Below are 17,487 nucleotides of genomic sequence, written 5' to 3'. Positions count from 1 at the left end.
GTAAAGGCCGTCTGAAATCCTGCTTCAGACGGCCTTTTATATAACTAAACTGCATAAGTTTAGTTTTTCATAGATTAAAGGTAAAGAGTTAAAAAAGCGTAGAATGGCGATTTTAAAAATTCATCATTGGAGGTCGATCATGACAGTAACGATTTTAGACGGCGGAATGGGGCGTGAACTGCATCGGCGCGGCGCACCGTTTCGTCAGCCGGAATGGTCTGCTTTGGCTTTGATGGAAACGCCGGATATTGTGCGTGAAACGCATTTGGATTTTCTCCAGGCCGGTGCACAGGTGATTACGACCAACAGCTATGCGCTTGTTCCGTTTCATATCGGGCAGGAGCGCTTTGATGCTCAAGCTGCCGAATGGGCAAGGCTTTCCGGCCGTTTGGCGCGTGAAGCGGTGGAACAAAGCGGGACTACTGCAAAAGTAGCCGCAAGCCTGCCGCCGTTGTTCGGTTCTTACCGCCCTGACTTGTTTGACAAACAAGTCGCACCTGCTTTGGCGCGCCCTTTAATATCGGGTTTGATGCCGTTTGCTGATATTTGGTTGGCAGAAACCGTATCCAGCTTGGAAGAAGCGCGTTTCTGGCGCAGCAGTCTGCCTGATGACGGTAAGCCGTTTTGGGTGTTGTTTACTTTGGAAGATACGATGCCACATGATGTACCGGTGTTGCGTTCGGGAGAAACCGTGCACGAGGCGGCGGATTTCGCGGTAGAAATAGGTGCGGCGGCAATGTTGTTCAATTGCAGTCAGCCTGAAGTGATGGCGGAAGCTTTGAAAGTGGCACATGAAGCCCAAGGCCGTCTGAAACTGGGTGTTTACGCCAATGCATTTGAACCGGTAAAAGGACAGATGAACGATGCCAACGACGGTTTGGATCCGATTCGCGCTGATGCCACGCCGGAAAATTATTTGGCGTGGGCGAGACAATGGGCGGATTTGGGTGCTGAAATCATCGGTGGGTGCTGCGGTATCGCACCTGAACATATCCGTGCGTTGGCGCAAGGATTTAAGGCCGTCTGAAAGTGGCTGCATAATATTTTGATACGGTTAGAACAGGCTAAAAAAGCCGGTAATGCCGTCGCTTCACAAACACATAATGATAAAAATCAGGAATAAACATGCCGCAAAAATCTCAAATCGGCTTGGTTGCACTGACGGCCTTGGTTATCAGTTCCATGATTGGTTCGGGTATTTTCAGCCTGCCGCAGAATATGGCTGCCGTTGCAGGTTCGCAGGCTTTGCTGTTGGGTTGGCTGATTACCGGTGTGGGCATTATCTTTCTCGGCCTGTCATTTTCGGCCTTGTCCAAACTTAAGCCCGAATTGGACGGTGGTATTTATACGTACGCCCGCGACGGCTTCGGCGATTTGATGGGTTTTTTCTCGGCGTGGGGCTATTGGCTTTGCACCACGGTCGGTATTGTCGGCTATTTGGTGGTTGCGTTTGAAGCAGTAGGCGGATTTGTCGATACGCCGGACAACGTGATTTTCGGCAAAGGCAACACATTTGCTGCTTTTGTTGGAGAATCAGTAATTGTGTGGCTGATTTACTGGTTGGTAGTGCGCGGTATTAAAGAAGCGGCAGGAGTGAACCTGATTGCGACGGCAGTCAAAGTATTTCCGCTGATTTTATTTATTGGTATGGCAGCCTATTTCTTTCAAACCGAAGTGTTTATGTCCGATTGGACAGGGGCGAGCCTTGCTACGCCTGAAAATCCTGATGTCAGCCTGATGACGCAGGTGAAAAACACAATGCTGATTACGCTGTGGGTGTTTACCGGTATTGAGGGTGCGGCGGTTTTGTCCAAGCATGCGCGAAGTCGTGCTGATGTTGGTCGAGCGACCATTATCGGAGTCAGCTTGACGCTGGCAATGTATGTGGCAATTACCGTCTTGGCTCAAGGCATTTTACCTCGTGCGGATATTGCTGCAATGGCTAATCCGTCTATGGCGGGCGTGTTGGCGCACATGGTGGGCTCTTGGGGTAAAGTGTTGATTTCTTCCTGCCTGATTGTGTCTGTGCTGTCGTCTTATTTAAGCTGGACGCTGTATGCGACCGAGATTCCGCACATGGGTGCGAGAAACGGCGCATTTCCAAAATCGTTTATCCCGTTGAATAAAAACGAAGTGCCGCAGGGTTCGTTGATGTTTACCACCTTGACCGTGCAGTTTTGCCTATTGCTGGTGTGGTTAAAAGGCGAGGATTATTCTGCTTTGCTGATGGTATCGACTTCCATGATTTTGATACCGTATCTGTTAATTGGTGCATATCTGCTCAAATTATCGCTGACACAAAAGGCTGCAGCAAAATACCGTCTTATCGGCGCGGCAGCAACGCTTTATGCGGCTTGGATTGTCTATGCGGCAGGCACGGAATATTTGCTGCTGTCAGTCTTGCTCTATTTGCCCGGCGTATTGCTGTTTCTCTATTCGCAAAAGAAACACTACGGAAGTTGTCAGTTCAACCGTATGGAAAAAGCCGTATTGGTATTGCTGTTGATTTTGGCTGTGCCGGCCGTACAGCAGTTTGTCGCTAGCTTACAAGCGTAAACAGAAAGGTTTGAAAAAGGCCGTCTGAAATCCAGTTTCAGACGGCCTTTTATTGATAAAACCGATTCAATACCGCATCATTTTGTTGTCCACCTGCATTGCCCAAGCATCAATCCCGCCTTGCAGGTTGTAAAGGTTTTCAAATCCGGCGTCTTCCAAATACATTGCTGTGTGCAGGCTGCGGATGCCGTGGTGGCAGTAAACGACGATGGGTAAATCATCGTCGGGCAGCTCATTTTGACGCAGGGGGATGAGGTTCATCGGGATATGAATGGCGGCGGGTAGGGTGCAGATGGCACGTTCTTCATCGGTGCGGACGTCGAGCAGATGAAATGCGCGGCCTTCGTCCTGCCATTGTTTCAATTCGGTGGGCGAGAGTTGGATGATGTCGGTCATAGGGTTGGGTAAAAGTATGAGGCCGTCTGAACTTTCAGACGGCCTGTTGTTTAAAAATCGAAATCGCCGAACGGATTGGCCGATTTGTCTTCCAAGTGTGCCACGACGGTGTCGAACAATACCTTTTCGGAAAACTCGTTGCCGTTGCGCGTAAGCAAAAGCGCGTGTTGTACCGGTTTGCGGCCGATGATGACCACCATACGGCCGCCGTCTTTCAGTTGCTCTTTCAGAATTTCAGGTACACTGTCTACTGCGCCGCCCACATAAATCGCATCAAAAGGAGCGCCTTGCGATGCTTCGGTCAGGCCGTTGTTTTGCACATAATCGACGTTGGTAAAGCCCAATTCGTCCAAAACTTTTTTGGCGCGTTGCTGCTGCTCGGCGTCGATGTCGTCGGTCACGACTGTGCCGGCCAGTTTGGACAGCAGGGCGGTTGCATAGCCTGAGCCTGTACCGATTTCTAAGACGGTTTCATCTTTTTTCAGTTTCAAGCCTTGAGCCAGGCGGGCAACGACTTTGGGTTCCAACATCTTATGGCCGTTGGCCAGCGGCAGCCCCATATCCGCATAGGCTAAGCCTTGAAAAGCCTCGCCGACGAAATGTTCGCGCTCGATCTCCTCCAAAGCATCCAAAATGTCGAAGTCCAAGACATCCCACGGACGAATCTGCTGTTCAACCATATTGAAACGCGCTTTTTCAAAGTCCATATTTGTGCTCCGTTCAATTCTTAATTTTATCGAAGCATACATTATAAATCCTTGTCGGAGAGTGTGCCATCTTTCAGACGGCCCCGGAGGCCCGTTAATAATTGCCAAGCGCACATATATCCACTAAACTTTCACATTACACGACGCTACAAGCAAGCAACAACCAACACACGGAGCAATAAAGATGTATCACCAAATCGGAATGTGGGACCAAAAATGGGTTATCGGCAACTGGAAAATGAACGGCCGACTCCAAAACAACAATGCACTTATGCACCGCTTCCGTGTCATGCCAACCGCAGAACGCGTGTTAATCGGCCTGGCCGCTCCGACCGTTTATCTGTTGCAACTGCACAACGCCATGCAGATTGTTTTGAACAACCGCATCTTGACCTGTGCGCAAGACGTGAGCCGTTTCCCGAATAACGGCGCATACACCGGCGAAGTGTCCGCCGAAATGCTTGCCGACATCGGTACAGACATCGTCCTCATCGGCCACTCCGAGCGCAGCCTTTATTTCGGCGAGAAAAACGAAATCCAACGCCGCAAAATGGAAAACGTCCTCAACGTCGGCCTGATTCCATTGTTGTGCGTCGGCGAAAGCTTGGAAGAACGCGAAGCCGGTAAAGAACACGAAGTCATTGCCCACCAGCTTTCCATCCTGCAAGGTTTGAACACCAAAAACATCGCCGTTGCCTACGAGCCGGTTTGGGCGATCGGTACAGGCAAAGTCGCCACCGTCGAACAAATCGCCGACATGCACGCATTTATCTACAAAGAAATCTTGTCTTTGTGCGGAAGCGATGTTAAAATCCGCGTTCTTTACGGCGGAAGTGTGAAAGCGGATAACGCGGCCGACATCTTCGCAGTACCTCATGTAGACGGCGCATTGGTTGGGGGCGCGTCATTATCATATGACTCCTTTACCGCCATCATCAACGCAGCACAAGCCTCGTAGAAAACATATGGAAGCCTTTAAAACCCTTATCTGGATTATTAATATTATTTCCGCTCTATTTGTAATCGTGTTAGTATTGCTGCAACACGGTAAAGGTGCGGATGCCGGCGCAACATTCGGTTCCGGCAGCGGTAGCGCGCAAGGTGTATTCGGTTCTGCCGGTAATGCCAACTTCCTCAGCCGCTCGACTGCCGTTGCTGCAACATTTTTCTTTGCGACCTGCATGGCAATGGTGTATATTCACACCCACTCCAATAAGCACGGTTTAGACTTCAGCGATGTGAAGCAGACCCAGCAAGCTCCTAAGCCTGCAACGCCTGCACAAAACAATACAACTCCTGTTGCTCCGAATCCTCAGCAGCAGTAAGACAATTTGATTTATGCCGACATGGTGGAATTGGTAGACACGCTATCTTGAGGGGGTAGTGGCCGTAGGCTGTGCGAGTTCAAATCTCGCTGTCGGCACCACATTAGAAAATCTAACCGCTTTTTAGCGGTTATTTTTTCGTCTTGAGAATCTGCTTTTCCTTTATTTTTAGGCCGAGACAGGGAAATACAATGAAGCGTTTGGTTGTCGGCATCAGCGGTGCCAGCGGTTTTCAGTATGGCGTGAAGGCTTTGCAGCTTTTGCGTGAGCATCAGGTAGAAACGCATTTGGTGGTTTCGCAAGGGGCGGAGATGACCCGTGCTTTGGAAACGGATTACACTAAAGAAGACGTTTATACTTTGGCGGATGTCGTGCATTCTATCCGTAATGTCGGGGCAAGTATTGCCAGCGGTTCGTTTTTGACGGATGGAATGTTGATTGCGCCGTGTTCAATGAAAACTTTGGCTTCGGTTGCTCACGGGTTTGCCGATAATTTGCTCAGCCGTGCGGCGGATGTAACGTTGAAAGAGCGGCGCAGGCTGGTGTTGATGGTGCGTGAAGCGCCGTTAAACTTGGCACACATCGACAATATGCGCCGTGTAACAGAGATGGGCGGTATTGTGTTTCCTCCCGTTCCGGCTTTATATCAGAAGCCTGAATCCATCGAAGATATGATTACACACAGCGTCTCTCATGCTTTGGACTTGTTCGGTATTTTTCAAACCGATGCGCCGCGCTGGCAGGGCTGATGTTTCAGACGGCCTGAAAATAAATTTAATACACTGAGAAAGAGGATAAAAATCATGCAAGCGATTCCTGCCAATATCGTTAAATTTTTGAGCAATCATCATGTCGTCAGTATTGCTGCTGCGGCAGACGGCGAAGTTTGGGCGGCTTGCTGTTTTTATGTGTTTGATGAAGCCAATGCCCGCCTAATTGTGCTGACTTCTTTGAAAACAAAGCATGGCGGACTGATGAGCCGTTCTGCCAAAGTAGCCGGCACCATCGCCGGTCAGCCTGACAGTATCACGAAAATCAACGGTGTTCAGTTTGCGGCGACTGCCGCTTTGATTGAAGATGAAGCGGATTTGAAGGCGGCGCAGTCTTTATTTTACAAAGCGCATCCTGCTGCTCGAGTGATGAAAAGTGATGTCTGGGCGTTGAATTTAGATAATGTAAAATTCACTGACAATAAATTGGTATTCGCACAAAAAACGTACTGGAATCGCGAGGATTAAGAAAAGGCCGTCTGAAAGATGAAATTTCAGACGGCCTTTGGTAATGTTACAAATTAATCATGTCCGAGCTCGACAGTTTTGTCTTTGTAACGTGTATCAGGAACCAAAACGATTTTCTCGTCCACTTTGCCGATGGCTTTCACGTCTTTGCCCGGATAGTCCAGCTGGTGCAGGAAGTAGCGGATACAGTTCAAACGTGCACGTTTTTTGTCGTCGGAGCGGATGATGACCCAAGGCGCGTCGCCGGTATGGGTGTGGAAGAACATGGCGTTTTTGGCTTCGGTGTAGTCGTCCCAGCGGTCGAGCGACTGGATGTCCACAGGGGACAGTTTCCAGTGTTTCAGTGGATCGTCACGGCGAGAGATGAAGCGACGGAGTTGTTCTTCACGGGATACGGAGAACCAGAATTTGAACAGATGGATGCCGCTGGCAACAAGCATACGTTCCAATTCAGGGGTTTGACGCATGAAGAGCAGGTATTCGTTAGGTTCGCAGAAGCCCATTACGCGTTCTACGCCGGCACGGTTGTACCATGAGCGGTCGAAGAATACCATTTCGCCTGCGGTCGGCAGGTTTTGGATGTAGCGTTGGAAATACCATTGGCCGCGTTCGGTAGTGGTTGGTTTCTCCAAAGCAACCACGCGTGCGCCACGCGGATTCAGGTGTTCCATGAAGCGTTTGATGGTACCGCCTTTACCGGCTGCGTCGCGGCCTTCAAACAGGCTGACAATACGCTGACCGGAATCTTTAACCCAGCTTTGTACTTTCAACAATTCGATTTGCAGCTTCTGTTTTTCTTTTTCGTAAACAGAGCGGCGCATACGTTGTTTGTACGGGTAATTGGCAGGAAGCGGTGCGCTGCTGGAATCCTCGTCTGAACCGCGTCCTTCGTGTTCCAAAACAGCCTTTTCGAATACTTGCAGCTGGTCTTGTTTCTCGCCCAGTTCAACATTTTCGAACGGTTCTAGTTGGTGGTCTGCCATAAAGTCTCCTTATCGATTAAGTTTTAAATGATATAGTGTGGTATGGTTTGATTCTACCCTTTTATACTTCGTTCGACTACATAAAATTACATTCGAGTGCTTTTTTTGAATTTGTCTGCTAACTTATGTAAAAGCAGCGTATAATCAGCCTATTTGTACAGCAATCATGCCTTATTTTGCCCTGTTTGACGATGCCGTGAGCGGCCGAGCAAAACTCTATCAAAATCATGTAGAAAGCCATCGGTTTTATCATAACGAACTGGATTCGTTAACAAGTATTTTGCAAGCCGGCTGGAAAAAGGGTTTGCATGCAGTGTTGTTTGCAGACTACGAATTTGGGTTGCCGCTGATGGATATTCCATCTGGCCGCAGTGGCAGTCTGCGTTTGCACTGGTTTGCCGATTGTTCCAAAATCGATGCCGAAAGCTGGCTGGCCAATCATTCAGACGGCCTTGAGGCAGGTATTTCCACTCCCCGATTCTCCGTATCCGAAGCCGATTATCTCGAGCATATCCATCAAATCCACGAAGCCATCCGCCGCGGCGATACCTATCAAATCAATTACACCGCACGCCTGTACCTGCAAACTTACGGCAATCCGATTCAACTTTACCGCCGCTTGCGCCAGCCTGTGCCGTATGCCGTTTTGTCTTGTCTGCCCGACGGGGTAGGGCAGGACGCGTGGACTTTGTGTTTTTCTCCCGAACTTTTCCTCAAAATCGATTCAGACGGCCTGATTACAACCGAGCCGATGAAGGGCACTGCGCCGATTCTTCATGACGGACAAGATGAACGCCGCGCCGTTGAATTGCGAAACGATCCGAAAAACCGCGCCGAAAATGTGATGATTGTCGATTTGTTGCGCAATGACCTCGGCAAAATCGCGCAAACAGGCAAAGTACGCGTGCCTGAACCGTTTAAAGTTTCCCGTTTCGGCAGTGTTTGGCAGATGACCAGTGCCATCGAAGCGCAGGCGCTGGCTGGTGTTTCGGTTGCCGATATTCTCCGTGCAGCCTTCCCGTGCGGCAGTATCACCGGCGCGCCCAAACGCATGAGTATGCAGATTATTGAGTCCCTCGAATCCGAACCGCGCGGTTTGTACACAGGCAGCATTGGCTTTTTGCATCCGTGTGATACGGGTTTGGGGTTTGAAGGCGTGTTTAATGTCGTGATCCGCACTTTATCTCTGAAGCCGGTTTCAGACGGCCTTTATCAAGGTGTTTATGGCGTGGGTTCGGGGATTGTGATTGATAGCGATCCGGAGGCCGAATATCGCGAGTGCGGTTGGAAGGCGCGCTTTCTCAATGACTTGCGGCCTGATTTTGGTATTTTTGAAACCATGCGCGTGGAAGACAAACAATGCCGGTTGCTTGATTTGCATTTGGGCCGTCTGAACAGCTCGGCGCAAGCACTCAACCTGACTTGGCCTGAAAACGCAATAGAGCAAATCCAACATTATATAGATGCGTTGCCAAGAGGGTTATTTAGAGTCAAAGCCGCCTTGTTTTCAGACGGCCTCGCATTGAGCCATGCGGCTGTTTCTGAATTGAGTGAACAACAATACGTCATCTTGAGTGAGCACACATTAAGCCAACGCGATTATCTGCGCCGTTTCAAAACCACGCGCCGTGAAATGTTTGACCAAGCGTGGAAAACGGCAGAAGGGCAGGGCGCATTTGACAGCTTGTTTTTCAATTCAGACGGCCTGTTGTTGGAGGGCGGAAGAAGCAATGTGTTTATCAAATATCAGGGACAATGGCTTACGCCGTCTTTGGATTTGGATATTTTGAATGGGGTAATGCGCCAAGCGGTATTGAAGCAGCCGCGGCTTTTAGGTGCGGATACAATCAAAGAAACCCACATCTCGCGTTCTATGTTGGAAAATGCGGAAGAAATCCGCTTGAGCAATGCTTTAAGGGGTGTGTTTGCGGTTTCGCTCCGTAAATAAATAGCGAGGGTCAAATCATCGTGATTCAAATTGTCGTAAAGCGGCAATATCCGATAGAATACGTCATTTCAACATTGAGGCCGTCTGAAAGGGAAAACAATATGGCAAAAGCAAAAGGATTGGGACGCGGTTTGGATTCGCTAATATCCAATGCGGTGGACAGCAGCAGTAGCGACCGCCTGACAACGGTTGCCATCGCCGATATTCAGCCCGGCCGCTATCAGGCGCGTGTGCAAATGGATGACGAAGCCTTGCAGGAATTGGCCGACTCCATTAAAGCGCAAGGCATTATCCAGCCGGTTATCGTACGCGAACGTGGTCTGTCTCAATATGAATTGATTGCCGGCGAACGCCGTTGGCGCGCTTCCCAGTTAGCCGGTTTGACCGAAATTCCCGTCGTCATCAAAACCATCAGTGACGAAACCGCGTTGGCCATGGGTTTGATTGAAAACCTGCAACGTGAAAACCTCAATCCGATTGAAGAGGCGCAAGGTTTGAAACGCCTCGCCGACGAATTCGGCCTGACCCACGAAACCATCGCAAAAGCCGTCGGTAAAAGCCGCAGCGCCATCTCCAACAGCCTGCGCCTGCTGGGCCTGCCTGAGCCGGTTCAGGAAATGCTTTACCAACGCCGTCTGGAAATGGGTCATGCCCGTGCGTTGCTGACCTTGCATGTGGTCGATCAATTGGAGTTGGCGCAAAAAGCCGTCAAAAACGGCTGGTCGGTGCGCGAAGTAGAACGCCGCAGCCAATTGGCGCATCAAAAAGCCAAGCCCGAAGCAGCCAAAACCATCAGCCCGGATATCCGCCGCATCAATGATGCATTGACCGAGCATTTGGGCGTTAATGCCGAAGTCAAAACCAGCAATCAGAAAAAAGGCAAAATCGTGCTGCATTTTGATACGCCGGAAACATTCGAATATTTGCTGAAGCAGTTGGGCATCAATCAAGCGTTCTAACGGCTTTATAAACAGAACAGGCCGTCTGAAAAAAAGCTTTTCAGACGGCCTCAATTTTTGAAAAAGCGTAGAGCGTATAAATGTTTACAATACAAATCAAAATCTTCTGTAAAATCTATGTAACAACATGTAATTTGTGTTAAACTCCATTCCAGCAAAGATTTGTTTTATATGTGTTAATCATTTATTTGTGAAAGGTTCACAAAGATTAACATATTGCTTGACGTTAACAAACTTCTTGATTATATTAGCCTGCCTTGCTTTTTGGGGTACAAAGTACAATGAATCAGATAGTCCCATTGCAAGTGATTGTATTGTTAATAATTTCAGTTGTTTGTGCATTATTTTCCGGATTGCCCGGCTTCCTCTCTGCTTTGGCGGGAGGATTTTCGTACATTTTGCCTACCCTAGTTGCAGTTTTACTTTTAAAGTTTTCCCGACGAAATCCCGATCTGCAAAGTTCGATGTTTATCGGCGGAGAGGTTTTAAAAGTAGTGCTGTCGCTGGTATCTATGTTGGTCGTTTTTGCGATATGGCATCGATCACTGGTATTTTACCCATTTTTATTGGCGTTTCTTGGCGTCAGTCATTTGGTTTTTTTAGTATTGTTGAGAGTGAAACACTATGGCAGGTGAAACTATGACCGCTGCCGACTACATCAAGCACCACTTGCAAAGCTTGACCAGTATGTCGGATGTTACTCAGGGTCAAGGACTGAAAAACATTGCTGATTTTTCGTTCATTAACCTTGATGCAATCTTTTTTGCCGTTCTATTGGGCGTAATCGGCAGCTTTCTTTTGTGGCGCGGTGCCAAAAAAGCGACGGCCGGTGTTCCCGGTCGTTTCCAAGCGGCTGTTGAAATTCTGTTCGAATTCGTGGATAACATGTGTAAGAGCATTATCCATAACGAACAATCGCGTAAAGCCGTTGCCCCATTGGGTCTGACCTTGTTTGTCTGGATTCTCTTGATGAACGCCATGGATATGCTGCCAGTTGATTTGCTGCCGATGGCATGGCAAGGCATTACCGGTAATCATCATGCTCTGTTGCGCGTCGTGCCGACAGCTGACTTGAATACGACTTTGGCTCTGGCGATTGGCGTATTGCTGATCTGTATTTACTACAATGTCAAAATCAAAGGCCTTGGCGGTTGGATTCACGAGTTGTTCTGCGCACCTTTCGGTCCGTGGCTTGCTCCGGCCAACTTCCTGCTGAACTTGGTAGAGTTTTTGTCCAAAACCGTATCTCACGGTATGCGGTTGTTTGGTAATATGTATGCCGGCGAGCTGGTGTTCCTGTTGATCGCTCTGTTGGGCGGTGCATGGGCGTCAACCGGCAGTGTCGAAACTTTGGATCCGATTTTATTTGTGTTCCACCTGATTGCCGGTTTGGCTTGGGCGATTTTCCACATTTTGGTCATCACCTTGCAGGCATTTATTTTCATGGCGTTGGCGTTCGTATATATCGGACAGGCGCATGATGCACACTAATCAAGTAGTTTTTTTGTAGTTTGTTTTTTGTAGTTTAACCTTTACTATTTTAAGGAGTTTAAAAATGGGTTTGATTGCTATCGCATGTGGTTTGATCGTTGCCTTGGGCGCATTGGGTGCCTCTATCGGTATCGCAATGGTTGGTTCTAAATACTTGGAATCTTCTGCTCGCCAACCTGAGCTGATCGGTCCTCTGCAAACCAAACTGTTCTTGATCGCTGGTCTGATCGACGCGGCTTTCTTGATCGGTGTGGCTATTGCCCTGTTGTTCGCCTTCGTTAACCCGTTTAGTGGTGCGTAATCAAGACGGAGCGATCCGTTCAGATACAGGCTTGCCGTCTGTTTGATTAACCCAGATACGAAGGTTAAGTAACGTGAATATTAATGCAACCTTATTTGCGCAAATCCTAGTTTTCTTTGGCTTGGTTTGGTTTACGATGAAATTCGTATGGCCTCCGATTGCCAAAGCATTGGATGAGCGTGCCGCAAAAATCGCCGAGGGCTTGGCTGCCGCCGAGCGCGGTAAGAGCGATTTTGAGCAGGCAGAGAAAAAAGTTGCAGAACTTATGGCCGAAGGGCGTAATCAGGTAACCGAAATGGTTGCCAACGCCGAAAAACGTGCTGCAAAAATTGTAGAAGAAGCCAAAGAGCAAGCTTCTCATGAAGCAGCACGCATTGCAGCCCAAGCAAAAGCTGATGTAGAGCAAGAAGTTAACCGTGCACGCGAAGTGTTGCGCGAACAGGTCGCTTCATTGGCTGTTAAAGGTGCGGAATCTATCCTGCGTAAAGAAGTCGATGCTTCCAAACATGCAGATCTGCTCAGTGCCTTAAAACAGGAGCTGTAATCTTATGGCAGAGTTCGCAACGATTGCCAGACCTTATGCGAAAGCATTATTTAGTCTGGCTCAGGAAAAAAACCAAATCGAGTCTTGGTTGGGCGAACTGAAAGAACTCGCAGCGGTTGTTCAAGATGAGAAAGTCATTGCTTTCATCGAGCAGCCGGAAACGGGAGCTTCCGAAAAAGCAGAAACGCTCAAAGGTCTTGTCGGTATCAAAAATGTCGAATTGGCAAATTTTATTACCGTTTTGGCCGAGCAAAAGCGTTTGCTGGTATTGCCGGAAATTTATGCCCAATATCAAGATTTGACCTTGATACACAACAATACGAAATCGGCAGTAATTTACAGCGCGTATGAGCTCAGTTCTCAGCAGCTGGCCGATGTTACCGATATCCTGACAAAACGCTTCAACAGCAAATTGGATGTGGTAACTAAAGTCGCCCCTGAATTAATCGGCGGCATCAAAGTAGAAGTGGGTGATCAGGTCTTGGATTTGTCCGTACAAGGCAAACTGAATGCTTTGTATGCGACTATGACAAATTAGGAGAGTTTTCATGCAGCTTAATCCTGCTGAAATTAGCGATTTGATTAAAGCCAAAATCGAAAATCTGTCCGTCAATGCAGAAGTGCGTACCCGTGGTACCGTTGTTTCTGTTACAGACGGCATTGTGCGCATTCATGGCTTGTCAGACGCGATGCAAGGTGAGATGCTCGAATTCCCCGGTAACACTTTCGGTCTGGCCATGAACTTGGAGCGTGACTCCGTCGGTGCCGTAGTGTTGGGTGAGTACGAACACATTAAAGAAGGCGATACAGTTACCTGTACCGGCCGTATTTTGGAAGTGCCGATCGGTCGCGAACTGGTTGGCCGTGTGGTTGATGCATTGGGTCGTCCTATCGATGGTAAAGGTCCAATCAACACAACATTGACTGCTCCAATCGAGAAAATTGCACCAGGTGTGATTGCGCGTAAATCGGTTGACCAACCAATGCAAACCGGCCTGAAAGCCATTGACTCTATGGTTCCGGTTGGTCGTGGTCAACGTGAGTTGATCATTGGTGACCGTCAAACCGGTAAAACTGCCGTGGCACTGGATGCCATCGTTAACCAAAAAGGGACAGGCGTAATCTGTATTTATGTGGCTATCGGTCAAAAAGCATCTTCTATTGCCAACGTAGTACGCAAATTGGAAGAGCATGGCGCGATGGAGCATACCATCGTGGTTGCTGCAACTGCTTCTGAAGCCGCTGCACTGCAATACATCGCTCCTTACTCCGGTTGTACCATGGGTGAATTCTTCCGTGACCGTGGTGAAGATGCGTTGATCGTATACGATGACTTGTCTAAACAAGCCGTTGCATACCGTCAAATTTCTCTGCTGTTGCGCCGTCCTCCTGGCCGTGAAGCATATCCTGGCGACGTATTCTATCTGCACTCCCGTCTGTTGGAACGTGCAGCCCGCGTCAGCGAAAACGAAGTTGAAAAACTGACTAATGGCGAAGTAAAAGGCAAAACTGGTTCTCTGACTGCGTTGCCAATTATTGAAACCCAAGCCGGTGACGTATCCGCATTCGTACCAACCAACGTAATCTCGATTACAGACGGCCAAATCTTTTTGGAGACCGACTTGTTCAACGCCGGTATCCGTCCTGCAATCAATGCCGGTATTTCCGTATCGCGCGTAGGTGGTGCAGCACAAACCAAAGTCATCAAAAAACTGGGTGGCGGTATCCGTTTGGCGTTGGCACAGTACCGTGAATTGGCGGCGTTCTCGCAATTTGCTTCCGATTTGGACGAAGCAACACGTAAACAGCTGCAACACGGTGAAGTGGTTACTGAATTGATGAAACAAAAACAATTCAGCACCTTGAACACTGCCGAAATGGCATTGACTTTGTGGGCGATCAATAACGGTTCTTATGCAGATGTTCCGGTATCCAAAGCCTTGGCTTTCGAAGCAGAATTCTTGAGTTTCGTACGTACGCAACATCCTGAGGTTCTGGAAGCGATTAATGCATCAGGCGCAATGTCTGACGAAAGCGAAAAAGCATTGACCGAAGCCATGAAATCTTTCAAATCTTCTTACGCTTACCAAGCATAAGTATTGAGATGAAAGGAGTCTGAAATGGCAGTCGGAAAAGAGATTCTCACCAAAATCCGTAGTGTTCAAAATACCCAAAAGATCACTAAAGCGATGCAAATGGTGTCGACCTCTAAAATGCGGAAGACTCAAGACCGGATGCGCTTAGCGCGTCCGTACGCCGAAAAAGTGCGTACAGTGATGAGCCATCTTGCACAGACTAATGCCGATCATGGTATCAAATTATTGGAGCCGCACCGTGAAGTGCGTCGTGCCGGTTTCATTTTGATTACCTCGGATAAAGGTTTGTGCGGTGGCTTGAACGCAAACGTACTGAAAAAGTTTTTGGCGCAAGTTCAAGAGTATCAGGAACAAGGTATCGAAGTCGAAGTCGTGTGCCTGGGTAGTAAAGGTTTGGCTGCATGCCAAAGCATCGGTTTGAATGTTATTGCCAGTGCAACCAATTTGGGTGATACCCCAAAAATGGAAGCGTTGCTTGGCCCTCTGACCGAAATCTTCCAACGTTATGAGAAGCATGAATTAGACCGTATCCATATGGTTTACTCACGTTTCGTCAATACAATGCGCCAAGAGCCGCGTATGGAAGTTTTGCTGCCTATCGGTGAAAACGTTATTGACGACGGAACAGGTCATTCTTCATTTACTTGGGAATACCTCTACGAGCCGAGTCCTATCGCCGTATTGGAATATTTGGTTCGCCGCTATTTAGAGTCTGTGGTTTATCAGGCATTGAGCGACAACATGGCATCTGAACAAGCCGCGCGTATGGTAGCGATGAAAGCCGCAACCGACAACGCAGGCAATGCCATCAAAGAATTGCGCTTGGTGTACAACAAATCGCGTCAAGCCGCGATTACCACAGAATTGTCAGAAATTGTAGCAGGTGCAGCGGCAGTTTAATGTCGTCTGAAGCCTGAACAGGAAATTAGGATACGATAATGAGCCAAGGCAAAATCGTACAAGTTATTGGTGCGGTGGTTGACGTGGAATTTCCACGCGACGCTATCCCGCATGTTTACGATGCCCTGAAATTGGACGAGAACGGTCTGACTCTGGAAGTTCAACAGCTTCTGGGTGATGGCGTTGTCCGTACTATTGCAATGGGTAGTTCAGACGGCCTGAAACGCGGTATGTCTGTAAGCAATACTGGTGCGCCAATCACTGTGCCGGTAGGTAAAGGTACATTGGGTCGTATTGTCGATGTATTGGGTACGCCTGTTGATGAAGCAGGTCCGATCGATACCGACAAGAGCCGTGCCATTCACCAAACTGCTCCGAAATTCGACGAGTTGTCTTCAACTACCGAATTGCTGGAAACCGGTATTAAAGTGATCGATTTGCTGTGTCCGTTTGCTAAGGGCGGTAAAGTAGGTCTGTTCGGTGGTGCCGGTGTGGGCAAAACCGTGAACATGATGGAATTGATCAACAACATCGCCAAAGCGCACAGCGGTCTGTCCGTGTTCGCAGGTGTGGGTGAACGTACCCGTGAAGGTAACGACTTCTACCACGAGATGAAAGATTCCAACGTATTGGATAAAGTAGCCATGGTGTATGGCCAAATGAACGAACCTCCAGGCAACCGTCTGCGCGTTGCTTTGACTGGTTTGACTATGGCCGAATACTTTCGTGACGAAAAAGACGAAAACGGTAAAGGTCGCGACGTATTGTTCTTCGTTGACAACATCTACCGTTACACTCTGGCCGGTACCGAAGTATCTGCACTGTTGGGCCGTATGCCTTCTGCAGTGGGTTACCAACCGACATTGGCTGAAGAAATGGGTCGTTTGCAAGAGCGTATTACCTCTACCCAAACTGGTTCCATTACTTCCATCCAAGCCGTATATGTACCTGCGGATGACTTGACTGACCCGTCTCCAGCGACAACTTTCGCCCACTTGGACGCCACCGTCGTATTGAGCCGTGATATTGCATCTTTGGGTATTTACCCAGCAGTTGACCCGCTTGACTCTACTTCGCGCCAATTGGATCCGATGGTATTGGGTCAAGAGCACTACGACGTAGCGCGCGGTGTACAGTCTACTCTGCAAAAATACAAAGAATTGCGCGACATTATTGCCATTCTGGGTATGGACGAATTGTCTGACGAAGACAAACTGACTGTGATGCGTGCCCGTAAAATTCAACGCTTCCTGTCTCAACCGTTCCACGTTGCCGAAGTATTTACCGGTTCTCCAGGCAAATACGTTTCATTGCGTGACACCATCGCCGGCTTTAAAGCCATCTTGAACGGCGAATACGACCATCTGCCTGAACAAGCGTTCTATATGGTAGGCGGCATCGAAGAAGCGGCTGAGAAAGCGAAAACCTTAAACTAAGGAGGCCGGCATGAGCACCATGCAAGTTGAAGTGGTTAGTAGCGAGCAAAACATCTATTCGGGCGAGGCCAGCTTTGTGGTGGTTCCGACCGTTCAAGGTGAGCTTGGTATTTATCCACGACACGAGCCGATTATGAGTTTGATACGCCCCGGCACATTGCGTTTGACTGTTCCGGGTGAAGCTGAAGAAGTGCTGGTTGCCGTTTCTGGCGGTGTTTTAGAAGTACAGCCTGATAAGATTACCGTATTGGCAGACGTTGCCGTCCGCAGTACCGAAATGGATCAGGCGCGTGCTGAAGCAGCTAAAAAAGCAGCCGAGGCAGGTGTTTCTGCAGCCAAAGATGATAAATCTCTGGCCGAAGCGCACAAAGCATTGGCAGCAGCCATTGCCCAGCTGAAAACTTTGGACTACCTTCGTTCGCAAAAAAACAAGTAATGTGGGTTCATCAAGAAAAAGCACAACGAAATGTTGTGCTTTTTTATTTGCCTGAAGATAAGCGGCTTGATATTGAAATATCGATAGATGAGTAGATGATAAGTTTGAAATCGAAACGCTAGAACCGGCTTTTATGACTAAATTGTTGGTGGATCATTATTGAAGTAGTTA

20 protein-coding genes and 1 tRNA gene are annotated in these 17,487 nt (G+C 48.5%); 18 read left to right on the top strand and 3 right to left on the bottom strand.

Annotated features, from left to right (window positions below; genetic code table 11):
• Nucleotides 1–139: 139 nt before the first annotated feature.
• Together CYJ98_RS08245 and CYJ98_RS08240 are read left to right on the top strand one after the other, a co-directional pair.
• A complete protein-coding gene (locus CYJ98_RS08245) occupies nucleotides 140–1,027 on the top strand; it encodes a homocysteine S-methyltransferase family protein (RefSeq protein ID WP_101755797.1) in 888 nt (295 codons plus the stop codon).
• A gap of 98 nt (nucleotides 1,028–1,125) precedes the next feature.
• Nucleotides 1,126–2,556: a basic amino acid/polyamine antiporter gene (locus CYJ98_RS08240; RefSeq protein WP_101755784.1), complete on the top strand. Its 1,431-nt coding sequence runs from the start codon at nucleotides 1,126–1,128 to the stop codon at nucleotides 2,554–2,556.
• Nucleotides 2,557–2,622: 66 nt separating this feature from the next.
• Here the strand turns inward: CYJ98_RS08240 and CYJ98_RS08235 are convergent, their stop codons facing one another.
• Both CYJ98_RS08235 and CYJ98_RS08230 read right to left on the bottom strand, forming a co-directional pair.
• A complete protein-coding gene (locus CYJ98_RS08235) occupies nucleotides 2,623–2,952 on the bottom strand; it encodes a rhodanese-like domain-containing protein (RefSeq protein ID WP_101755785.1) in 330 nt (109 codons plus the stop codon).
• 50 nt (nucleotides 2,953–3,002) lie between these two features.
• Entirely contained in the window at nucleotides 3,003–3,659 is a 657-nt protein-coding gene (locus CYJ98_RS08230; RefSeq protein WP_101755786.1) for a protein-L-isoaspartate O-methyltransferase family protein, read from the bottom strand.
• Between the two features lie 184 nt (nucleotides 3,660–3,843).
• Between CYJ98_RS08230 and tpiA the strand changes: the two genes are divergently transcribed.
• The 5 genes from tpiA to CYJ98_RS08205 all read left to right on the top strand — a co-directional run bounded on the left by tpiA (nucleotide 3,844) and on the right by CYJ98_RS08205 (nucleotide 6,222).
• Nucleotides 3,844–4,617 carry a triose-phosphate isomerase gene (tpiA, locus tag CYJ98_RS08225; protein ID WP_004519014.1) on the top strand — a complete coding sequence of 258 codons (774 nt, stop codon included), beginning with the start codon at nucleotides 3,844–3,846 and terminating at the stop codon, nucleotides 4,615–4,617.
• A 7-nt stretch (nucleotides 4,618–4,624) separates the two neighbouring features.
• Entirely contained in the window at nucleotides 4,625–4,984 is a 360-nt protein-coding gene (gene secG, locus CYJ98_RS08220; RefSeq protein WP_036492092.1) for a preprotein translocase subunit SecG, read from the top strand.
• Between the two features lie 15 nt (nucleotides 4,985–4,999).
• A tRNA-Leu gene (locus tag CYJ98_RS08215) sits at nucleotides 5,000–5,085 on the top strand.
• A 90-nt stretch (nucleotides 5,086–5,175) separates the two neighbouring features.
• Nucleotides 5,176–5,733, top strand: a complete 558-nt coding sequence (locus CYJ98_RS08210) for a UbiX family flavin prenyltransferase (protein ID WP_101755787.1) — start codon at nucleotides 5,176–5,178, stop codon at nucleotides 5,731–5,733.
• Between the two features lie 54 nt (nucleotides 5,734–5,787).
• A complete protein-coding gene (locus tag CYJ98_RS08205; protein ID WP_101755788.1) occupies nucleotides 5,788–6,222 on the top strand; it encodes a pyridoxamine 5'-phosphate oxidase family protein in 435 nt (144 codons plus the stop codon).
• 53 nt (nucleotides 6,223–6,275) lie between these two features.
• Here the strand turns inward: CYJ98_RS08205 and ppk2 are convergent, their stop codons facing one another.
• Complete coding sequence (ppk2, locus tag CYJ98_RS08200; RefSeq protein ID WP_063068373.1) at nucleotides 6,276–7,205, bottom strand: polyphosphate kinase 2; 930 nt, start codon at nucleotides 7,203–7,205, stop codon at nucleotides 6,276–6,278.
• Nucleotides 7,206–7,371: 166 nt separating this feature from the next.
• Between ppk2 and CYJ98_RS08195 the strand changes: the two genes are divergently transcribed.
• The 11 genes from CYJ98_RS08195 (at nucleotide 7,372) to CYJ98_RS08145 (ending at nucleotide 17,316) form a co-directional block, all read left to right on the top strand.
• The gene (locus tag CYJ98_RS08195) at nucleotides 7,372–9,153 is read left to right on the top strand and encodes a bifunctional chorismate-binding protein/class IV aminotransferase (protein ID WP_101755789.1); all 1,782 of its coding nucleotides are present in this window, start codon (nucleotides 7,372–7,374) and stop codon (nucleotides 9,151–9,153) included.
• 101 nt (nucleotides 9,154–9,254) lie between these two features.
• On the top strand, nucleotides 9,255–10,112 hold the full coding sequence (locus tag CYJ98_RS08190; protein ID WP_101755790.1) for a ParB/RepB/Spo0J family partition protein: 858 nt from the start codon (nucleotides 9,255–9,257) through the stop codon (nucleotides 10,110–10,112).
• A 281-nt stretch (nucleotides 10,113–10,393) separates the two neighbouring features.
• Nucleotides 10,394–10,747, top strand: coding sequence for an ATP synthase subunit I (locus tag CYJ98_RS08185; RefSeq protein ID WP_049331704.1), 354 nt, complete (start codon nucleotides 10,394–10,396; stop codon nucleotides 10,745–10,747).
• A complete protein-coding gene (gene atpB / locus CYJ98_RS08180; protein ID WP_049331702.1) occupies nucleotides 10,737–11,603 on the top strand; it encodes a F0F1 ATP synthase subunit A in 867 nt (288 codons plus the stop codon). Before CYJ98_RS08185 ends, atpB begins: the two co-directional genes overlap by 11 nt.
• 64 nt (nucleotides 11,604–11,667) lie before the next feature.
• Nucleotides 11,668–11,904: a F0F1 ATP synthase subunit C gene (gene atpE / locus CYJ98_RS08175; RefSeq protein WP_004519005.1), complete on the top strand. Its 237-nt coding sequence runs from the start codon at nucleotides 11,668–11,670 to the stop codon at nucleotides 11,902–11,904.
• A 73-nt stretch (nucleotides 11,905–11,977) separates the two neighbouring features.
• Complete coding sequence (locus tag CYJ98_RS08170) at nucleotides 11,978–12,448, top strand: F0F1 ATP synthase subunit B (RefSeq protein WP_003708446.1); 471 nt, start codon at nucleotides 11,978–11,980, stop codon at nucleotides 12,446–12,448.
• 4 nt (nucleotides 12,449–12,452) lie between these two features.
• Complete coding sequence (locus tag CYJ98_RS08165) at nucleotides 12,453–12,986, top strand: F0F1 ATP synthase subunit delta (RefSeq protein WP_003683778.1); 534 nt, start codon at nucleotides 12,453–12,455, stop codon at nucleotides 12,984–12,986.
• Between the two features lie 10 nt (nucleotides 12,987–12,996).
• Complete coding sequence (gene atpA / locus CYJ98_RS08160) at nucleotides 12,997–14,544, top strand: F0F1 ATP synthase subunit alpha (RefSeq protein WP_003676111.1); 1,548 nt, start codon at nucleotides 12,997–12,999, stop codon at nucleotides 14,542–14,544.
• Nucleotides 14,545–14,568: 24 nt separating this feature from the next.
• Nucleotides 14,569–15,444: a F0F1 ATP synthase subunit gamma gene (gene atpG, locus CYJ98_RS08155; protein ID WP_101755791.1), complete on the top strand. Its 876-nt coding sequence runs from the start codon at nucleotides 14,569–14,571 to the stop codon at nucleotides 15,442–15,444.
• 38 nt (nucleotides 15,445–15,482) lie between these two features.
• The gene (atpD, locus tag CYJ98_RS08150) at nucleotides 15,483–16,880 is read left to right on the top strand and encodes a F0F1 ATP synthase subunit beta (RefSeq protein WP_003683789.1); all 1,398 of its coding nucleotides are present in this window, start codon (nucleotides 15,483–15,485) and stop codon (nucleotides 16,878–16,880) included.
• A 10-nt stretch (nucleotides 16,881–16,890) separates the two neighbouring features.
• Nucleotides 16,891–17,316: a F0F1 ATP synthase subunit epsilon gene (locus tag CYJ98_RS08145; protein ID WP_101755792.1), complete on the top strand. Its 426-nt coding sequence runs from the start codon at nucleotides 16,891–16,893 to the stop codon at nucleotides 17,314–17,316.
• Nucleotides 17,317–17,487 lie beyond the last annotated feature (171 nt).

Source organism: Neisseria perflava (assembly GCF_002863305.2).
GTDB lineage: Bacteria > Pseudomonadota > Gammaproteobacteria > Burkholderiales > Neisseriaceae > Neisseria > Neisseria perflava_A.
Note: the sequence above shows the minus strand (reverse complement) of the source record. Positions and strands in the feature narration are given on the sequence as shown.

Excerpts from the sequence above, each read along its gene's own strand:
- CYJ98_RS08210 (WP_101755787.1), top strand. The coding sequence starts at position 5,176 with ATGAAGCGTTTGGTTGTCGGCATCAGCGGTGCCAGCGGTTTTCAGTAT.
- atpG (WP_101755791.1), top strand. The coding sequence starts at position 14,569 with ATGGCAGTCGGAAAAGAGATTCTCACCAAAATCCGTAGTGTTCAAAAT.
- CYJ98_RS08240 (WP_101755784.1), top strand. The coding sequence starts at position 1,126 with ATGCCGCAAAAATCTCAAATCGGCTTGGTTGCACTGACGGCCTTGGTT.
- CYJ98_RS08195 (WP_101755789.1), top strand. The coding sequence starts at position 7,372 with ATGCCTTATTTTGCCCTGTTTGACGATGCCGTGAGCGGCCGAGCAAAA.
- atpE (WP_004519005.1), top strand. The coding sequence starts at position 11,668 with ATGGGTTTGATTGCTATCGCATGTGGTTTGATCGTTGCCTTGGGCGCA.
- CYJ98_RS08235 (WP_101755785.1), bottom strand. The coding sequence starts at position 2,952 with ATGACCGACATCATCCAACTCTCGCCCACCGAATTGAAACAATGGCAG.
- CYJ98_RS08185 (WP_049331704.1), top strand. The coding sequence starts at position 10,394 with ATGAATCAGATAGTCCCATTGCAAGTGATTGTATTGTTAATAATTTCA.
- secG (WP_036492092.1), top strand. The coding sequence starts at position 4,625 with ATGGAAGCCTTTAAAACCCTTATCTGGATTATTAATATTATTTCCGCT.
- ppk2 (WP_063068373.1), bottom strand. The coding sequence starts at position 7,205 with ATGGCAGACCACCAACTAGAACCGTTCGAAAATGTTGAACTGGGCGAG.
- tpiA (WP_004519014.1), top strand. The coding sequence starts at position 3,844 with ATGTATCACCAAATCGGAATGTGGGACCAAAAATGGGTTATCGGCAAC.
- CYJ98_RS08205 (WP_101755788.1), top strand. The coding sequence starts at position 5,788 with ATGCAAGCGATTCCTGCCAATATCGTTAAATTTTTGAGCAATCATCAT.
- CYJ98_RS08245 (WP_101755797.1), top strand. The coding sequence starts at position 140 with ATGACAGTAACGATTTTAGACGGCGGAATGGGGCGTGAACTGCATCGG.
- atpB (WP_049331702.1), top strand. The coding sequence starts at position 10,737 with ATGGCAGGTGAAACTATGACCGCTGCCGACTACATCAAGCACCACTTG.
- CYJ98_RS08165 (WP_003683778.1), top strand. The coding sequence starts at position 12,453 with ATGGCAGAGTTCGCAACGATTGCCAGACCTTATGCGAAAGCATTATTT.
- CYJ98_RS08190 (WP_101755790.1), top strand. The coding sequence starts at position 9,255 with ATGGCAAAAGCAAAAGGATTGGGACGCGGTTTGGATTCGCTAATATCC.
- CYJ98_RS08230 (WP_101755786.1), bottom strand. The coding sequence starts at position 3,659 with ATGGACTTTGAAAAAGCGCGTTTCAATATGGTTGAACAGCAGATTCGT.
- atpA (WP_003676111.1), top strand. The coding sequence starts at position 12,997 with ATGCAGCTTAATCCTGCTGAAATTAGCGATTTGATTAAAGCCAAAATC.
- CYJ98_RS08145 (WP_101755792.1), top strand. The coding sequence starts at position 16,891 with ATGAGCACCATGCAAGTTGAAGTGGTTAGTAGCGAGCAAAACATCTAT.
- atpD (WP_003683789.1), top strand. The coding sequence starts at position 15,483 with ATGAGCCAAGGCAAAATCGTACAAGTTATTGGTGCGGTGGTTGACGTG.